This window comes from Bacillus aerolatus, from assembly GCF_009183655.1.
GTDB lineage: Bacteria > Bacillota > Bacilli > Bacillales > Domibacillaceae > Pseudobacillus > Pseudobacillus aerolatus.
Window position 1 is genome coordinate 333,432 of sequence record NZ_WEIO01000003.1, and the last position, 18,697, is coordinate 352,128.

Sequence of the window (18,697 nt, forward strand, 5' to 3'; positions counted from 1 at the left end):
CCCCATGTAGCACAAATTATAACGTCTCAGTTGAAAATTTCAATTAAAATGCAATGTTCGCGGAAGTTAATAACAGTGGGCTCATGAAATCACTATAATTATTATTTTACAGCTCATTTATAGTCAATAACAAACGTTTTGCAGTCAATGACATAATAAAGCCGCCTGAACAAAATCAGGCGGCTTTATCCATCCACTTATATCTCCGTCAAAACAGTCGGGGTTTTCGGGTCTGTATGAAGCAGCTCAAATTGCTCCCCGACAGGCATGTTTTTCATTTCGAGCGTTTGCGTGACGCTCATTTTGGCCAAGTCTTTCATGTTGTTGTCTTGGCTTAAATGCGCCAGGTAAATGCTTTTCGTCCGATCACCGATCACTTCGCTCATAGCGATGGCTGCATCTTCGTTAGATACGTGGCCGAAGTCGCCCAAGATGCGGCGCTTAATATTCCACGGATAACGGCAGACACGCAGCATTTGAACGTCATGATTGCTTTCAAATACGTAGGCGTCAGCATCTTTAATAATCCCTTTCATCCGGTCGCTTACATAGCCTGTATCCGTAATTAACACGAGCTTTTTGCCTTCGTGGTGAAAAACGTAGAACATTGGCTCGGCGGCGTCGTGCGATACACCAAACGATTCAATATCGAGGCCCCCAAAGCTCTTTATTGTTTCCATATCGAAAGTAAATTTTTGTTCTACATCCACATTGCCGATCAAATTCTCCATCGCCTGCCACGTTCTTTCGTTTGCATAAATTGGCAGCTTGTATTTTCTGGCAAGCACACCGAGCCCTTTAATATGATCGCTATGTTCATGAGTCACTAAGATGCCCGATAAGTTTTTGAGCTCCCGATCTATAGACGAGAAAAGTGCTTCCATTTGCTTGCCACTTAAACCGGCATCCACTAAAAACGCTTGCTCGCCTGTTTCAACGTAAAACGCATTTCCTGTACTGCCGCTCGCCAGAACACTAAAACGCATCGTCATGTTGCTTCACTCCACTTACAATTAGCTATTTTCTTCGTTCCTATAAATCGATCCGTCAAAGGCATTTACATACATTCTTTCTGTTTTCTCACCGTTTTTAATTTTAAAGTACCAAGTCGGCGACAGCACTTGCAATTCCGTCACAACTGTATAGTAGCCAAGCTCCACATTTGAAATTTTACTATTTGGCTTAATCAAACCGTTTTTATAAAGCGTCTCGATCGCCTGATAAGCAGACAGAATACTTTCTGACTTACCATTTTCCTCTAAGTTCTCAAGCAGCGTCTGGCTGTAGGCATAAATTTCTCCATTGTTGTTCAGTTTAATTTCAAGTTTACCATTTTTGTTTTCAAACATTTTTTTATTGTCATAATGCTGATAAAAAATAGCTATATTCTTTTCATCATTCATGCCCCAATACCGGTACTGATCGCCGAAAAGGACATCTGATTCGACGAATGATTTCATGTCTTCCAATTTTTCTTCACCAAGCTTAAACGGTTTTTGGAGATAGCTGTCCAAAATCAGTTGATTAAGTGAAAGCTTAACCGTTTGATTCAGCAGCCGATCCGTCTCTTTTTTCGTGAATTTTTTTGTTTTTGCCGTAATGATCGTTTCCTCGCTCACTTCTTCCGGCAATTTTTCATACTCAATATTGTAAGACTTTAATTTATCCTCAATCGAAGCTTCTTGTATAAATTCAAACTGGCTGGCACTATGCTTATTAAAAAATACCATCAAGAGAAAAATGTCCAAAATGAGGAAAACGGCAATGAAAATGGTTTTTGTTTTACTCCAATCCATGAACGTTTCCCTCCGTCTCCTCAGTAAATGAGAGCTGTTGCCAAGAACCCCCATATTTATAAAACCAGGCAGGCTCGAGAACGAGTATTTTCGACGATTGCGGGTCTGGCAGCAGTTGATAACCAACTGCCATGTCTTCCAGCAGTTCCAGATTAAAATCTTCCTGTTTTTTTACTTGTTCAAAAGCATCGGCGCTGTCCGGCAATGTAATTTCCTCTTTTTCTGATGGCAAAGAGATATCGAGCGTAAAATACGGACGGATATATTTATATATCTTGTCTTTGCCCCATATTTGCACAATTTCCGCCATGCCATCCTTATTGAACACTGGCAGCCCGTTCATGAATAAACGGTAGCGAATCGTAGAAGATCCCGGTTTCGCTTCAAACAACCGGTACTGATCTGTCCAGCCGCTATGTTCATTGACGAATTGAATGCTTTTATCTAACAGGTCATGCAAGCTTCCCCTGCTTGTAATTTCAGGTTCTTTCGCAGGGTTTACATAGGTAATCATGTTTGTCCTGTAATCCACTCTCATTAAACTGGAGCCGTCTGTATACTCTTCTCCGTTCGACTTTGTCCCTTTTTTAACTAAACTTGGATCACTGAACAGCAAATCTTTAAAATCCCCTATTTTAATATCATCCGGCAAGTATTTATACTTGGACAATAGCGGATTTTCTTCCGGCAAAAACAATTGATCAGCTGCAGCGAGCGGATAAGAGACATACGTTTCCCATTGTTCCACTTTATCGATAAATTGTTTTTTAAACACCGAGAGGCTCGGCGAAGAGGCCCGGCTTTGGAAAACGAGCCGCTCTTTTGTCGAGACAAAATACACGATCGCTTCCTTTTCCTGCGTGTTCACTTTCGTGATGACAATCCGATCAAACACAGCATTCGGCACTGTGTCGTCTTCAAACGTAAATATATTGTTTATCGTGTAAAAAGGAACGAACGCTGGAAATAATAGTTCCGTCCGATTCTTCCCATGAATTAATTCACTGAATTCTTTTTCAGTCATCGGGCTGGACACATTCATCGTACGTGAGAAAGTCCATTTTTGCAGTTCTTTCATTATTTCATCTGTTTCTTTATGCCCCGTCGTTCCGTAATGTTCGCCTTCTTTATGATGTAAAATTTTAGATGGTTTAATTAAGTGGGAGGCATCTCTCGTTTCACTGATCGAAGACACTTCATGAATATTGTCTTCAGTAATCTTTTCGTAGTTCGGCTGATAATTCCAGATACCTAACGTCAGGATAATGCTGATTGCCACGAGCAGCGCTAACCCGATCGATTTCATTTTTTCGTAATTCATGACCAATCATCCTCTTCAGACAGCTCATATGGAAGAGTAAAGAAAATAGTTGTTCCTTTTCCTTCAGCACTTGTTGCCCAAATGTGGCCGCCGTGGGCAGTAATCATTTCTTTCGCAATAGCGAGCCCCAAACCAGTTCCGCCTAATTTCCGGGTACGGGCCCTATCCACGCGGTAAAAACGTTCAAATATCCGTTCGAGATTTTTCTTTGGAATCCCCATTCCTTGATCGCGGACGCTGACTTCAATCTTATCGGATTTTTCCTCCACTTTAAAGGTAATCTGACCGCCTTGCGGAGAATACTTTAAGGCGTTAGAAATAATGTTATCAAGCACTTGAGTCAGTTTATCCGCATCAATTTCTACATAAATAGGATAGCGGGGAAGCTTGCGTTTAAACGCGACCTCCTGAGATTTTGTCATTTCAAAACGGTCAATGATCTTATCGAAAAACTCAGTAAAGTCGACATCTTTTTTCGTTAACTGATAGTCGCGGCTATCAAACTTGGACAACTGCAGTAAATCGTTAACAAGACGAATCATTCGCTCAGTTTCCGTCTGGGTCACGTCAAGGAAATGCGGGGCAATATCCGCATCCTGCCATGCCCCTTCTGCCAGCGCTTCTAAATAACTTCTCATCGTTGTCAGCGGCGTCCGCAGCTCGTGTGAAACGTTGGCAACGAATTCGCGGCGGTCCATTTCGATTTTTTCTTGTTCCGTTATATCATGGAGCACCGTGATCAATCCGTTTACAAAGCCGGTTTCTTTCTGAATAACTGAGAAATTGGCCCGCAATATATACGGCTGATCACCATTGCTGTAATCCAAAATGACTGAATCTTGTTCATTCAGCAGATCGTCAAACGTATATTCCTCTTCAAGTCCGAGCAAGTTCGTGATCGACTGTGAAATGACTGTTTCACGTGAAACATTTAAAAGCTTTGCCGCTGGTTCGTTTATTAAAATAACGCGGCCTTTCCGATCGGTTGCAATAACCCCATCAGTCATATAAGAAAGCACAGAAGATAGCTTTCTTCTTTCTCCTTCTGTTGTTGCCTGCGCTTCCTGCAGCCGTTTCGTTAAATTATTAAACGTGATCGCCAATTCGCCAATCTCGTCCTGACCGTATACTTTTACTTTGCGTGAAAAGTTTCCTTTTCCAAGTGCGACAGCCTGCCGGCGCATATCAGATATCGGCCGAGTAATCGTGCGGGCCAGCAGCACACCTAACACAGCTGTCATCACTAAGGCGAGAGCGGTCGCTGAAAAAAGAATTTCGTTAATTTGATCCATCTGCCCATAAACGGTTTCAACTTTTCCGATTAAGTAAACAGCTCCAATAACTTCCCGATTTGAAATAATCGGCGACGTATACACCCAGATCCGCTTGTTCGACTGCTGGTCAATATACATCTTATCTTCTTCAGCACCGAAAGAAAGAGTCCGCTTCACAGCAATGTCCGTTATCCGCTGTCCGATAATTCCTTGCCTGTTCGGGTCAGATGTGCCGGTGATACGGCTGTGGTGATCAATGACGCGCACTTCAGACACGTCAGGTGCTGTAAAATCATCCAGTATTCTCCGTATATCCTGCTCAAGAGTCTGCGTTTCTTCTGTCCGCTCTTTCAGCATTTCTTCCCTTAAATTGTACTCGAGAAGATTGACACGCTGCTGCAAAGACGTTTTAAAGTTAGTCAGGAGCTTCTCCTCTAATTCTTTGACAAAATAAACACCGATAATTTGCATCGCGAACAAAATAAGCAATACGTAAATTAATACAAATTTCAGTTGTATCGACTGAAAAAAGCCAACTCTTTTCATGTGTGTTACTCCTGTTCAGGGTTGCGCAAGTAGTAGCCTACCCCTCTTCTCGTGACGATCCATGAGGGGTGGCTTGGGTTGTCTTCTATTTTTTCACGAAGGCGCCGAACCGTTACGTCAACTGTACGGACATCTCCGTAATAATCATATCCCCACACCGTCTGCAGCAAATGTTCTCTCGTCATCACCTGTCCGATATGTTTCGCCAAATAATGAAGCAGTTCGAATTCACGATGTGTCAATTCAATCGTTTCCCCACGCTTGGAAACAATATAAGCATCCGGGTGAATGATTAACGTACCTACTGAAATTTCATTTGTATCTTCTTCCTCCGACTGGGAAGGCACAGCTTGATGACGACGCAAGTTTGCTTTCACACGGGCAATTAACTCTCTCGTGCTGAACGGTTTCGTTACATAATCATCTGCGCCAAGCTCCAGCCCCAACACTTTATCAATCTCTGAATCTTTTGCTGTCAGCATGACAATCGGCATTTCATGTTTTTTTCTTACTTCCCGGCACACTTCCATACCATCGCGTCCTGGAAGCATAATATCCAATAATATTAAATCAGGATGAATTTCCTCAACCATTTCTACTGCCTGGTCACCATCGTAAGCACAATGAACGTCATAACCTTCTTTTTTTAAATTAAACTGCAGAATGTCTGCAATCGGCCTCTCATCATCAACGACTAATATCTTCTTTTGCATGTTCTTCTCCTCATTTCTTCAATCTGAAACATCCACCTTATGGAAAAGCGCAAGCGCCTTGTCCACCCCCGACAAGCACAAGACGAGCCCCTCAAAAAAGTGATCTTTACCTTTCTGGAAGGACTAGCTTGTGAACTTGAAGGGGTAGGCGCTAGAGCTAGACAATTGTCTAACTTAGAAAAGATTATTCTACTATTTTACCATATTTCCGGAAGTTCGCTTTTTGTTCCGCTTTTTTAAGCAGATGGCGTCTTCTTATCTACCACAAACAGGCCGTTATAAAAACAAACGACCCCGGACTTCACACAACATCGACTTCTCACTAACTTTATCACGAAAAGCGGCGTTTTTCACGCTTTTCAAGTAACTGGAATGTTTTTCTTTTCCATGAAAAAAAGCACCGCGAGAGTAAAATATCATCGCAATGCTTCTTTGATGGCTCAGGACGGAATCGAACCGCCGACACATGGATTTTCAGTCCATTGCTCTACCGACTGAGCTACTGAGCCTTAATAAAAAATGATGCGGCCAACATTGAAGTTGAATCTTGAGGATTATGGCCGTCATCTCGGAAAATAGGATTCATTAAATTAAACGGTTTTAAAAATGGCGGTCCGGACGGGACTCGAACCCGCGACCTCCTGCGTGACAGGCAGGCATTCTAACCAACTGAACTACCGGACCATATAAATATGTTGAATCTTGTCTAGCTGCAGGCGCTAGCGGCTCGGGGTCAAATAACCTTCACCCAATGAAGCTAAAGAACAGCTTCTTTGGGTGAAGAACATTTGCCTGTCGCCGCTGGACGAGCGCCTTCCGCTTTTCTATAGATGACCCCTACGGGATTCGAACCCGTGTTACCGCCGTGAAAGGGCGGTGTCTTAACCGCTTGACCAAGGGGCCATTTTTTAGATAAAAGTGGTGAGCCATGAAGGACTCGAACCTTCGACCCTCTGATTAAAAGTCAGATGCTCTACCAACTGAGCTAATGGCTCGTAACTGTGCTTGTTCTTAGCAACGTTGTTAATATTATCATAAGGCTAAAAGGCTGACAATAGATTTTTGAAAAAAATTGTCGAAAAAAATGCGATTATTGTGCAATTTCTGTAGAAAGCGTGAATGAATGTGTCAAATTGTTGAGTGTTACCTTCATTCCATTTCATGCACACAAAAAATCCGTCTCCTCAAAAGGGAAAACGGATTGGGTCTGTCTATTATCTTTGCGCCCATACGCTGCGGACGATGTTTGTCTGACTGCGGTCTGGTCCGACTGAGAAGATCGATAATGGGATGCCCGTCAGCTGCGATACACGCTCTAAGTAGTGGCGGGCATTTTCAGGAAGTTCACTTAACGACTTGCAGCCGGTGATGTCTTCTGTCCAGCCTGGCAGTTCTTCGTAAACGGGTTCGCACTCAGCAAGAATATTCAAGTTCGCCGGGAACTCTTCAATGACTTCTCCTTTGTAGCGGTATGCTGTACAGATTTTCAATGTTTCAATGCCTGTCAGCACATCAATGGAGTTGAGCGATAAATCTGTCAGTCCACTCACACGGCGGGCGTGGCGTACGACGACGCTGTCAAACCAGCCAACACGGCGCGGGCGGCCTGTCGTTGTGCCGTACTCACGGCCGACTTCACGAATTTGGCGGCCGATTTCATTATCAAGCTCTGTCGGGAAAGGCCCGTCTCCAACACGTGTTGTGTACGCTTTCGATACACCGACTACGTGATTGATTTTTGTTGGTCCAACGCCGGAGCCGATTGTTACTCCACCGGCAACTGGGTTTGATGACGTTACGAATGGATACGTGCCTTGGTCAATATCGAGCATAACACCTTGCGCGCCTTCAAATAATACGCGGCGGCCTTCATCGAGTGCATCATTTAAAACGACAGATGTGTCGCACACATATTGTTTAATTTGCTGACCATATTCATAATATTCATCAAGAATATCCTTAAGCTTAAATCCTTCTGTTTCATAGAAACGCTCAAGCAAGCGGTTTTTTTCTTCTAGGTTGCGTGTTAGCTTTTCTTCAAACGCTTTGCGGTCCAGAAGATCAGCCATGCGGATGCCGATACGGGCTGCTTTATCCATGTAGGCAGGGCCAATACCTTTTTTCGTTGTGCCGATTTTGTTGTCGCCTTTGCGTTCTTCTTCCACTTCATCAATTTTCAAATGGTAAGGGAGGATCACATGCGCGCGATTGCTGATGCGCAAGTTGTCTGTTGATACATTGCGTTCATGCAAATATTTCAATTCCTCGATTAATGCTTTCGGATCAACGACCATTCCGTTGCCGATGACGCAAACTTTATCATTGTAAAAGATACCTGATGGAATTAAATGAAGTTTGTACGTAATATTGTTGAATTTAATTGTGTGTCCCGCATTGTTACCACCTTGGTAACGAGCCACCACTTCTGCGTTTTCTGAAAGGAAATCAGTGATTTTCCCTTTTCCTTCATCGCCCCACTGTGTTCCAACAACTACTACTGACGACATAAACAAGCACCTCCGAAGGGTCTATAAATTTCTTATTTGTTTGCCAAATTTATTTTAACAGTTTAAAACTAGAGAAGTCAATTACAAAACACGAACATTTTATATTTGTTTTACCGATTTGTTCGTGAAAAATAACAACAACCCATGCTGATGGCACTGAAAAAGTCTATTAAAAGAGAAAAAGAAGCTAATCACCTATTACATACAGGACGTTAGCTTCTTTTATTATTTGTATATTGATGAAAATTATTACTGCTTTCAAGAGCCATTACTTTTTCAGCAGTCTCTCTATGCTGCCAGTCTCTTTCAATTGTCCAGCTTCAGCGCCTTGCTCCTCGGGGTCAAATAACCTTTCCCTGTCGGAGCAGAACAGACGCTTCCGCTTTTCTTTTAACCTGTTTCGTCGAATCGCCGCTCTAGGTTAACGAACTTGTTGTATTCTTTTACGAAAGCAAGTTGAACTGTGCCAACCGGGCCATTCCGCTGTTTCGCAATGATGATTTCAATAATATTTTTATTCTCGGATTCTTTATCGTAGTAATCATCCCGGTATAAAAAAGCAACAATGTCCGCATCCTGCTCAATCGATCCCGATTCACGGATATCGGACATCATCGGACGCTTATCTTGGCGCTGTTCCACTCCGCGGGAAAGCTGTGAAAGAGCAATGACCGGCACTTCAAGTTCACGAGCGAGCGCTTTTAAGGAGCGGGAAATCTCTGAAACTTCCTGCTGGCGATTTTCACCTGAGCGGCCATTCCCTTGAATTAACTGTAAATAGTCGATTAAAATCATGCCGAGTCCCTGCTCCTGCTTTAATCGACGGCACTTCGAACGAATTTCGCCGATGCGCACACCAGGCGTATCATCGATGAATATTCCTGAGTTGGACAAGCTGCCCATCGCCATCGTGAGCTTGCGCCAGTCTTCATCCGTCAAAGAACCAGTCCGTAAATTTTGGGCATTAATGTTTCCTTCCGCACAAAGCATCCGCATGACGAGCTGCTCGGCGCCCATTTCCAAACTGAAAATCGCGACATTCTCATCCGTTTTCGTTGCTACATTTTGCGCAATATTTAAAGCAAAAGCTGTTTTACCAACGGAAGGACGAGCGGCTACAATAATTAAGTCATTGCGCTGAAAACCAGCGGTCATGCTGTCAAGCTCAGCAAAACCGGTAGGAATACCTGTAACATCTCCTACGCGGTTGTGCAGCAATTCAATGTTGTCGTACGTGCGTACGAGTACATCTTTTATATTATGAAAAGCGCTCGTATTTTTGCGCTGGGCCACTTCCATGATGCTCTTTTCTGCTTCATTCAATAAAGCATCTACTTCATCTTCGCGGTTATACCCTTCCTGGGCAATCGTTGTGGCCGTACGAATTAGTCGGCGCAATAGCGACTTTTCTTCAACAATGCGGGCATAATATTCAATATTAGCTGCTGTTGGAACGGATTCGGCCAACTCTGTTAAATAAATCACGCCGCCGACATCTTCCAGCTCTTTTGCTGCAGCGAGCTCTTCGGTCACAGTGACCACATCGACTGCCTTTCCATGATCATTCAGCTTCAGCATCATATTATATATTTTCTGGTGGGCCGTCCGGTAATAATCTTCCGGAATTAAAATTTCGGAAGCAACCGTTAAAGCAGCCGGTTCCAGAAAAATAGCGCCAAGTACGGCTTGCTCGGCTTCAATGCTTTGCGGTGGAATCCGATCAGTCAATAACTCACTCATCACCTAAACCTCCTTGCAGGAAGCGTTGTTTCTTTCTTCGCTAACTGTCTCTTTGTTAAAAAAAATGTGACCAGAAAAATCCGATCACATGTTTTCAACCTTATTATTTTAGCATGAAACCACTTATTTTTCTTCTACTGTGTGAACTTTTAATGTGGCAATTATTTCATTGTGAAGCTTGACAGGCACATTCGTATAACCAAGCGCCCGGATGCCGTCCGGAAGATCCATTTTTCGCTTGTCGATTTTTATATTATGGGTTTTCTTCAGTTCCTCTGCAATTTGCTTCGTCGTCACGGAGCCGAACAAGCGCCCGCCTTCACCAGATTTCGCTTTGATTTCCACTGTTAACTTTTCCATGATGTCTTTTAGCTTTTTCGCTTCTTCCAGCTCCTGCTGGGCCAGCTCTTCCTCTTTTTTCTTTTGAGCATCAAGCGTCTTCTTATTGCCGGCTGTTGCCTCTACAGCCAAACCATTTTTAATTAAAAAGTTATGTGCATACCCGTCCGCTACATTTTTCACTTCACCTTTTTTGCCTTTTCCTTTAACGTCTTGTAAAAAGATTACTTTCATTCTCCGCTGCCTCCTTCATATAATTCCGTTATGACTTGCTGGAGCATAGCCTCCGCTTCCATAACAGTCGTTTCTTTTAATTGAGTGGCCGCATTTGACAAGTGGCCTCCTCCTTGCAATTGTTCCATAACAACTTGCACATTTACTTCCCCGAGTGAACGGGCGCTGATGCCGACTGTATCCGGCGCCCTTCTCGCTATGACGAATGAAGCCTGTACCCCGTCCATGGCAAGCAACGTGTCCGCTGCCTGGGCTATTAGAACGGAATCATACACCTCTTCATCGTTTCCTTTGGCAATAGCAATGCCGTTCTTGTAAAAATAAACTGTTTCAATAATTTGTGAACGCTGGATATATGTTTCAATGTCTTCTTTTAAAAACTTTTGAACGAGTACGGTATCTGCTCCGTGCGCTCGCAAATAAGAAGCGGCATCAAATGTTCTTGACCCTGTACGTAATGAAAAACTTTTCGTATCGACAATAATACCCGCAAGCAAAGCCGTCGCTTCAAGCATGGAAAGCTTGCTGACTTTCGGCTGATATTCAAGCAATTCAGTAATCAGCTCTGCCGTTGAAGATGCATAAGGCTCCATATAGACGAGCAGCGGATTCTTCACAAACTCTTCGCTGCGGCGGTGGTGATCAATAACGACAACCTTTTCCACTTTGTGAAGAAGCTTCTCGTCAATGACAAGCGAAGGCTTATGTGTATCCACAACAACGAGCAGTGTATTATCTGTCGCTAAATCCAGCGCTTCTTCCGGAGCAATAATACGCGAGTACAGTTCCGGATTTTTCTTTGTTTCTGCCATCAGCCGTTTAACGGCAGTGTCCATTTCGGAAAAATCGAGCACAATGTAGCCTTCCCGGTCATTCATTTCAGCTACCCGCCTGATTCCCATAGAAGCACCGAGTGCGTCCATATCCGGGTACTTGTGCCCCATAACAATGACTTTATCGCTTTCCGCAACAAGTTCACGCAATGCATGAGAAATAACTCGTGCTCTGACGCGCGTTCTTTTTTCCATCGGATTTGTTTTGCCGCCGTAAAACTTCACCTTACCATTTAGCTGCTTTAAAGCAGCCTGGTCCCCTCCGCGCCCGAGAGCAAGGTCAAGGCTTGATTGAGCAAGGTTGCCCAGTTCAGGCAGCGAAAGTTCGCCGTGTCCGACTCCGATGCTTAACGTCAGCGATGCAGCTTGCTTCGCTGTCCGTTCTCTTACTTCATCTAAAATTGAAAACTTTGTTTCTTCAAGCTTTCGCAATATTTTTTCATTCAGCACAGCAAAAAAACGGTCAGAAGAAATTCGTTTTAAATAAATGCCGTGTTCAAGTGCCCAGTTATTTAAAATGAATGTGACCATGCTATTTAAGCTGCTGCGCGTTTGATCATCCATCCCTTGAGTTAAATCATCATAGTTGTCCAAATAAATAATGGATAAAACCGTTTGTTCTTCCAAAAACCTTCTTGCAGTTTCTTCTTGTTCAGTTACATCAAAAAAGTAAAGAAGCCTTTCTTCCGGTTTTACAATAACGTTAAACTTGCGGTCATGCAGCTCGATAACCTCTTCTTTCTCATTTTTTATCACTGCAATGAGAGGTTCAGCTAGTTCGTGTAGTGATGTTCCTGCCAATGTATCTTCTTCGAAATAAGAAGACAGAAAGGAGTTGGCCCATTCTATGTAGTAGTCATCGTTATATAGAAGGATCCCAATCGGCATTTCCATGAGTGCTTCTTCTCCCACCCGTCTTAATCGGTAGGAAAGAGTCGTAACATACCTCTCAATTTCCTTATGTATGTTATATTCTGCTTTTATCAGCAGAAAAAGTAACACTGCACCTGCAGCTAAACCAGCAAGTGCCGCTGGCCAGTTAAAGAAGGCGAGCACGGCGAGGATGATAAGTAAAACTGCCATTAATCCATATAACGGAAATTGTATTTTCCGCCTGCTATAGTAAGAAAGCATCGTTTCAGCTCCTAGAAATAAAATAGCCTAAGCAATTATGATTTTCGTCGAAGGCGCTGCCGCAAATCAAATCCTAAGTCAATTATACCTAATAATCTCACAAGATAAAGGAGAGGAAGTATAAGAATTGAAAAAACCGTCAGCAAAATCGGAATGATTTTCGGCCACTTTTTCAGATGAGCTGCAAAGTACAGAAACGATAGTCCTTGCAACAGCAGACAAAACTGCAGCATAAACATAATATTTATGTAGGAAAAATACCACATGCTCCCTTTTTCTGGCTCTATAATCAAACTCGCCAGCAATAAAATGACATAGTACCATAAAATACTTTTCGGCACGTGCCATTCCCGGAAAGGCTTGAAGCGAGGCACGTCCACTGCCATTTTTTTTGCGATCGGAAAATTGACTGCCATCATAATCAATGTAGACGCCAGAGAAAAAAGCACAAGCAAGCTTGGCATTAACGCCATTAAATAATCAAATAGTTCCTGTGCCTGCTGAATCACTTCTTCCGGCAAAGGCTGACCAAGACTTTCCATTAACTCCGCGGAGTCTTGATAAGATTGTTTAAATGACTCTCCTATGCTCGCCGCCTCGTCTTCCGCAAGGCCCATGGCTGTCACATACAAAACGACCATGCTCAGCAAAAAGATAAAACTTCCTGCCATAAATAAAGAAAATTTGTCCTGCTTTTTCTGAATCATGATGCCTATGACCGTGCCCGTTAAGATAAAAGGAAGGACAAACGGCACGGCTGCCAAACCGCCAATGAGCAAGGAAATCATGACACATATTGCGGCAAAGCTAACAGCCGCCCTGACCGGCTGCTTTGCACTGTACACTAAAAAGGGAAGGAGCAAAAAAAGACTAGTCACAATCCCTAAAAGCGGGATATAGAGCGACAGTATGAACAAAATGACAAAAACACCTGCCATTTTCACTCCTTCAGTAATTATTTTTTTATTCTCCACTCAAACACCTCATTAAACATTTCTCAGCTTGACAGTGAATGGTTTCCTTTCTCCCCTGTCTTTCAAACTGCCTATATCCTATTATTTTATCTTGCTTTAACCGTTCATTCAACTTTTCAAGCTGTAACAAAACAAGGCTGTCCCAGAAGTGTCCGTTTTCTCCTGCTTATTGGAGGTACCTGGCTCTTCTATGACAGCCCTGTCACTTTTTTATTAATTTAATTTAAACTGGTTGACGGCACTTTTTAAATCTGCGCTTAGTCCCATTAACCGCTTAGACGAATCAGTCACGGATTGGATGGCGCGAAGTTGTTCATCAGCTGAAGCACTAATTTCCTCACTTGCTGCTGCTGACTGCTGCGAAGAGGCCGCAATTTCTTCCATTACTTGCAGCACTCCATTTTTCGCATCGGCTGCATCCAAAATTTCTTCGTTAATAGAGGAAATAGACGATTCCATCTTTTCCACAAGTGAAGACAATTCGCCAAAGATCGTTTCAGTCGCTTCTACAACCACCGTTTGACTGTCAAAGTTTTTCCGTGTGTTCATCATTTGATTCACAGCTTTTCTGGAACCTTCCTGAATGTCGCCGATTGTTGCTTTTACTTGGTCTGTCGCCTGGACGGACTGTTCAGCTAATTTCCGGACTTCCTCTGCTACGACCGCAAATCCTTTGCCGTGTTCCCCTGCACGAGCTGCTTCAATCGATGCATTTAAAGCGAGCAAGTTCGTTTGCGAAGAAATGTCGGTAATCGTTTGCATAACGAGTTCAATTGACTTAATCTTTGTCTCTAAAGCAAGAACGACTTTTTCCATCTCATCAATATACATTTTCGTTTCTATACTAGATGACCTGAGTTCCTGTACTTGCTGGAGTCCTGCTTTTTGTGCATCTTCCGTTTTACGGGCGGCATCAGTCATTTCCCCCGCTTGAGCAGCAATCATGTTGATTTGGCCGCCAAGGTGATGAGAGCGCTCAGTTGCTTCACTTGATTCTTCTGCCGATTTAGCTACTCCTTTAGCAATTTCGTTAATAGCGGCAGCAATTTGTTCACTGGAAGCGTTTGTTTCTTTAGATATCGCGCTTAAATTTTCAGCGGCTGCTGTTACATCACTCGCTGAATGATTAACAACAGAAATAATATCTTTCATGCTGCTGACCATGCCATTAAAAGCTCCAGAAAGTTCGCCAATTTCATCTTTGGAAGTAACGGTCACTTGTACACTCAAGTTACCTTTGGCCACTTCTTTTGCTGACTGCTGAAGGTCGCGGATTGGTCTAAGGATTCGATTCAAAATGTAAAGAACAGCTGCCACCATTAATAACAGAATAAGAACACCCGTAATGGTTAATGCTTTTTTGATTGATTTCGATAATCCGAGAAGCGTTTCCTGGTCGTAAGCAGTTCCAACTTTCCATCCCGTTCCTTCTACTGTGTCGTACACAAACAGCTGGTCTTTCTCTTTCACTTTGTAGGAAACTGTTCCCTGCTTTTGATCGCTGGCTAAAACTGATTCCACATAGCTGTATTTCGTTAAGTCTTTTCCTTGATTAGTCGGGTGAACAATTCCAAGCCCTTCTTTAGATATCATGATAGGCGTACCATTGTAGCCGATGTTCATTTCACTCAGCTTGTCGGTCATCACCCCCAGAACTATATCCGCCGCTAGTACGCCGATTGTGCGATTTTCCAAGATAAGCGGTTTAGAGAGGGTAATCATGTAATTTCCTGATGTTTTCTCTATATACGGCTCACTCCAAACTGCTTCCCCATCCGACTCCATCGCATTTTTGTACCATTCCCTCTCTCTTGGATCATACCCTTCAGGAAGTTCGACATCCGGATACTCATCCATCGTGCCTTTAGCAGTCGCATAATAAATACTGGCGATGTCTTTGTATTCATTTAAGTACCGCTCGTACATACCAAATAAAGCAACTTTTCCTTTCCCGTCTCCCGCTGCCAGCAAGCTCTCCCCATAATTGGTAAGCGCCGGATCTTGAGCAGCTAAATCTAGACTTTTCTTGTGCTGTTCCAAAAGTAAATAAACAGAATCACTCATCTGTTTAACTATGCCTTTGGTCTGGTTAACTACTTCTTCTTCCGTCTGCTTTTCTATTTTGTGCCCGATAAAAAAATAATAAAAGCAAATGAAAACGTCATCAGCACAATAAGAGGAATCATTAACTTTGTTTTAATTGACTTCAATCACTTCAGCCTCCTTATATGAAATATTTTTTACTTTTCCCTGTATTTTGAATATTTTAAAAATCCTTCTCTTTTTTATCGGATGATTTGCTAAAATATACATCCTTTTTCACCATTTTTCCATAAAAAAAAGATCCGCCAATTAAGGCGGATCTTTTCATTAAATTATTCTCCAGATACGAATGGAAGAAGAGCTACTGTACGAGCGCGTTTAACTGCAATTGTTAAACGACGTTGGTATTTAGCACTTGTTCCAGTTACGCGGCGTGGAAGAATCTTTCCACGTTCAGAGATAAACTTTTTCAAAAGTTCTACATCTTTATAGTCGATATGCGTAATGCCGTTAGATGTGAAATAACACACTTTCCGGCGTTTACGTCCGCCTCTGCGTCCTGCCATGTTGATTTCCCTCCTTTTTTTATATTAGAATGGCAAATCGTCGTCTGAAATGTCGATCGGCTGCCCGTCGCTTGCAAACGGATCTTCATCCACTCTTGTATAGTCTGATTTATTATTGTTATTGTTGCGTTGATTCTGCTGGCCAAACGGTAAGTCTTGATTTCTTTGCCCGCCGCCGTATGCGTTGTTTTCATTGCTGCGATCACTTGAAGAAGCGCTCCGCGGCTCTAAAAATTGCACGCTTTCAGCTAGAATTTCGGTTACGTATACCCGTTTGCCATCTTGTCCTTCATAATTTCGTGTTTGGACACGGCCGTCCACTCCGGCTAAGCTTCCTTTTTTAAGGAAGTTCGCCACGTTTTCTGCCGGTCGGCGCCAAACGACGCAATTAATAAAGTCCGCTTCCCGCTCGCCCTGTTGGTTAGTGAACGAACGATTGACAGCCAATGTAAAAGTAGCAACTGCTGCTCCATTCGGCGTATAACGAAGTTCCGGATCCTTTGTTAAACGACCAACTAAAATGACTCGGTTCATCATCAGAATCAACCCCTTTGATTCAACATGTCTCACGTGAAACGTGTTGAAAGATTGTTTATTTAAACGGTTTATTTTTCTTCTTCGCGAACTACTAGATGGCGGATGATGTCGTCGCTGATTTTTGCTAAACGGTCAAACTCTTGAACCGCTGCAGCATCTGCGTTAGCGTGTACTAATTGGTAGAAACCTTCACGGAAATCGTTGATTTCATACGCTAAACGACGTTTACCCCAGTCTTTAGAATCGATGATCTCCGCACCGTTAGAAGTTAAAATTCCGTCAAAGCGCTCAACAACTGCTTTTTTCGCATCCTCATCAACAGTCGGGCGGATAATGTACATAAATTCGTACTTTTTCATCTTTCTTTCACCTCCTCATGGACTATACGGCTCTTTTCCTTTCGAAAAGAGCAAGGAATAATTATTAATTACTCACAAGAAAAGAGTATAACATAAAGTTCCTTTTTACGCAATATGATCAAACGTTAAATCTGAAGTGGACGACGTCTCCGTCTTTCATGATGTATTCTTTACCTTCGAGGCGGACTTTTCCGGCTTCTTTGGCGGCTGTCATAGAGCCGGCTGCTGTAAGGTCATCGTAGGAGACGGTTTCAGCGCGGATGAAGCCGCGTTCGAAGTCTGTATGGATAACTCCGGCGCATTGTGGTGCTTTCATTCCTTGGCGGAAAGTCCACGCGCGTACTTCTTGGACACCTGCTGTGAAGTAAGTGGCGAGTCCGAGCAGGGAGTATGTCGCACGAATAAGCTGGTCTAGTCCAGATTCTTCGATTCCGAGTTCTTGCAGGAACATCGCTTTTTCTTCATCGTCAAGTTCGGCAATTTCTTCTTCGATTTTGGCACAAACGACGATAACTTCCGCATTATCTTCCGCCGCAAATTCACGTACTTTTTGAACGTATTCGTTGTCAGAAGCATCGGCAACATCATCTTCACCGACGTTCGCTACGTAAAGCATCGGCTTCGCTGTCAATAAATGAAGCTGTTTCGCGATGCGGGCCTGCTCTTCGGAAAACTCCACTGTACGGGCTGGCTTGTTCGCTTCCAGCGCGTCTTTTATTTTTACTAGAATGTCGTTTTCCATTACGGCATCTTTGTCTTTTTGTTTGACTAGTTTAGCCACGCGCACAAGACGTTTTTCGACTGTTTCTAAGTCCGCGAAAATTAATTCCAGGTTAATGACTTCGATGTCATCAATTGGATCGACTTTACCAGATACGTGCGTAATGTTGTCATCGGCAAAACAGCGGACTACTTGGCAGATGGCATCCACTTCACGAATGTGTGCCAAAAACTTGTTACCGAGTCCTTCTCCTTTGCTTGCACCTTTGACGATTCCCGCGATATCTGTAAATTCAAACGCAGTTGGGACTGTTTTTTTCGGCTCAACCATTTCAGTGAGCTTATTTAAACGTTCGTCAGGTACTTCCACAATGCCGACGTTCGGATCGATTGTACAGAAAGGATAGTTGGCAGATTCCGCTCCCGCTTTCGTAATTGCATTAAATAATGTAGATTTACCGACGTTTGGTAAACCGACAATTCCAGCTGTTAAAGCCATTTCGGTCACTCCTCTATTTAAACTTTTCTATTGTTTGAGTTCGCTCTAAACCTTTCATAATTATATGTTTAGTCATAAAAAAAGGCAATTGCAGCTTTCTGTTCCTGTCCAGCTGCAACGGTCAGACTCTCGGGCATAAGCCGTCACGCCTGTGTGGCCAAGAACGCCACTTCGGCGGTCCGTCTTATGCCTGCCGAGTCTAAACGACCGCTTCCGCTTTTCTACTGTCCAGCTCCGCCTCCTTGGGGCTCGAGGTCATATGCCAGTCTGACTGCATGGCTAAAAAACGCCATTTCGTCAGCCGGTCATATGCTTGTCGCCCCAAAACAGTCGGCTCCGCTTTTCTACTGTCCAGCTGCAGCGCCTTGCCCCTCGAGGTCAAATAACCTTTCCTCGAAGAAGTCAAAAAACAGACTTCTTGAGGAAAGAACATTTGCTTGTCGGGGCAGTACAGGCGCTTCCGCTTTTCTATTGTCCAACTGCAGCGCCTTGCCCCTCGAGGTCAAATAACCTTTCCTCGAAGAAGTCAAAAAACGGACTTCTTGAGGAAAGAACATTCGCT

General features: G+C 43.3%; 16 protein-coding genes and 4 tRNA genes. All 20 read right to left on the reverse strand.

Features of this window, described 5'->3' with window-relative positions; genetic code table 11:
* Positions 1–197: 197 nt before the first annotated feature.
* The 20 genes from F9802_RS07620 to F9802_RS07715 all read right to left on the reverse strand — a co-directional run bounded on the left by F9802_RS07620 (position 198) and on the right by F9802_RS07715 (position 18,517).
* On the reverse strand, positions 198–992 hold the full coding sequence (locus F9802_RS07620) for an MBL fold metallo-hydrolase (RefSeq protein WP_152150573.1): 795 nt from the start codon (positions 990–992) through the stop codon (positions 198–200).
* Positions 993–1,013: 21 nt separating this feature from the next.
* Entirely contained in the window at positions 1,014–1,796 is a 783-nt protein-coding gene (locus tag F9802_RS07625; protein ID WP_191991802.1) for a two-component system regulatory protein YycI, read from the reverse strand.
* A complete protein-coding gene (locus tag F9802_RS07630) occupies positions 1,783–3,117 on the reverse strand; it encodes a YycH family regulatory protein (RefSeq protein ID WP_152150577.1) in 1,335 nt (444 codons plus the stop codon). Before F9802_RS07630 ends, F9802_RS07625 begins: the two co-directional genes overlap by 14 nt.
* Positions 3,114–4,937, reverse strand: a complete 1,824-nt coding sequence (gene walK, locus F9802_RS07635) for a cell wall metabolism sensor histidine kinase WalK (RefSeq protein ID WP_152150579.1) — start codon at positions 4,935–4,937, stop codon at positions 3,114–3,116. Before walK ends, F9802_RS07630 begins: the two co-directional genes overlap by 4 nt.
* 5 nt (positions 4,938–4,942) lie before the next feature.
* Complete coding sequence (gene yycF / locus F9802_RS07640) at positions 4,943–5,650, reverse strand: response regulator YycF (RefSeq protein ID WP_152150581.1); 708 nt, start codon at positions 5,648–5,650, stop codon at positions 4,943–4,945.
* A gap of 436 nt (positions 5,651–6,086) precedes the next feature.
* Positions 6,087–6,159: transfer RNA gene (locus F9802_RS07645), tRNA-Phe, on the reverse strand.
* Positions 6,160–6,257: 98 nt separating this feature from the next.
* Positions 6,258–6,334, reverse strand: a tRNA-Asp gene (locus F9802_RS07650).
* A gap of 147 nt (positions 6,335–6,481) precedes the next feature.
* Positions 6,482–6,553 (reverse strand) — tRNA-Glu (locus tag F9802_RS07655).
* Positions 6,554–6,569: 16 nt separating this feature from the next.
* A tRNA-Lys gene (locus F9802_RS07660) sits at positions 6,570–6,645 on the reverse strand.
* Positions 6,646–6,864: 219 nt separating this feature from the next.
* Positions 6,865–8,157, reverse strand: coding sequence for an adenylosuccinate synthase (locus F9802_RS07665; RefSeq protein WP_152150583.1), 1,293 nt, complete (start codon positions 8,155–8,157; stop codon positions 6,865–6,867).
* A gap of 390 nt (positions 8,158–8,547) precedes the next feature.
* On the reverse strand, positions 8,548–9,897 hold the full coding sequence (gene dnaB, locus F9802_RS07670) for a replicative DNA helicase (RefSeq protein WP_152150586.1): 1,350 nt from the start codon (positions 9,895–9,897) through the stop codon (positions 8,548–8,550).
* 123 nt (positions 9,898–10,020) lie between these two features.
* The gene (gene rplI / locus F9802_RS07675; RefSeq protein WP_152150588.1) at positions 10,021–10,470 is read right to left on the reverse strand and encodes a 50S ribosomal protein L9; all 450 of its coding nucleotides are present in this window, start codon (positions 10,468–10,470) and stop codon (positions 10,021–10,023) included.
* On the reverse strand, positions 10,467–12,437 hold the full coding sequence (locus tag F9802_RS07680) for a DHH family phosphoesterase (RefSeq protein WP_152150590.1): 1,971 nt from the start codon (positions 12,435–12,437) through the stop codon (positions 10,467–10,469). Before F9802_RS07680 ends, rplI begins: the two co-directional genes overlap by 4 nt.
* A 35-nt stretch (positions 12,438–12,472) precedes the next feature.
* The gene (locus tag F9802_RS07685; RefSeq protein WP_152150592.1) at positions 12,473–13,411 is read right to left on the reverse strand and encodes a YybS family protein; all 939 of its coding nucleotides are present in this window, start codon (positions 13,409–13,411) and stop codon (positions 12,473–12,475) included.
* Between the two features lie 213 nt (positions 13,412–13,624).
* On the reverse strand, positions 13,625–15,565 hold the full coding sequence (locus F9802_RS07690; RefSeq protein WP_318636107.1) for a methyl-accepting chemotaxis protein: 1,941 nt from the start codon (positions 15,563–15,565) through the stop codon (positions 13,625–13,627).
* A gap of 221 nt (positions 15,566–15,786) precedes the next feature.
* The gene (gene rpsR, locus F9802_RS07695; RefSeq protein WP_152150595.1) at positions 15,787–16,020 is read right to left on the reverse strand and encodes a 30S ribosomal protein S18; all 234 of its coding nucleotides are present in this window, start codon (positions 16,018–16,020) and stop codon (positions 15,787–15,789) included.
* A gap of 24 nt (positions 16,021–16,044) precedes the next feature.
* The gene (gene ssb / locus F9802_RS07700; protein WP_152150597.1) at positions 16,045–16,557 is read right to left on the reverse strand and encodes a single-stranded DNA-binding protein; all 513 of its coding nucleotides are present in this window, start codon (positions 16,555–16,557) and stop codon (positions 16,045–16,047) included.
* Positions 16,558–16,625: 68 nt separating this feature from the next.
* Complete coding sequence (rpsF, locus tag F9802_RS07705; RefSeq protein ID WP_152150598.1) at positions 16,626–16,916, reverse strand: 30S ribosomal protein S6; 291 nt, start codon at positions 16,914–16,916, stop codon at positions 16,626–16,628.
* A 118-nt stretch (positions 16,917–17,034) separates the two neighbouring features.
* Positions 17,035–18,135, reverse strand: coding sequence for a redox-regulated ATPase YchF (gene ychF, locus F9802_RS07710; RefSeq protein ID WP_152150600.1), 1,101 nt, complete (start codon positions 18,133–18,135; stop codon positions 17,035–17,037).
* A gap of 199 nt (positions 18,136–18,334) precedes the next feature.
* Positions 18,335–18,517 carry a hypothetical protein gene (locus F9802_RS07715; protein ID WP_152150602.1) on the reverse strand — a complete coding sequence of 61 codons (183 nt, stop codon included), beginning with the start codon at positions 18,515–18,517 and terminating at the stop codon, positions 18,335–18,337.
* Between the last annotated feature and the right edge of the window lie 180 nt (positions 18,518–18,697).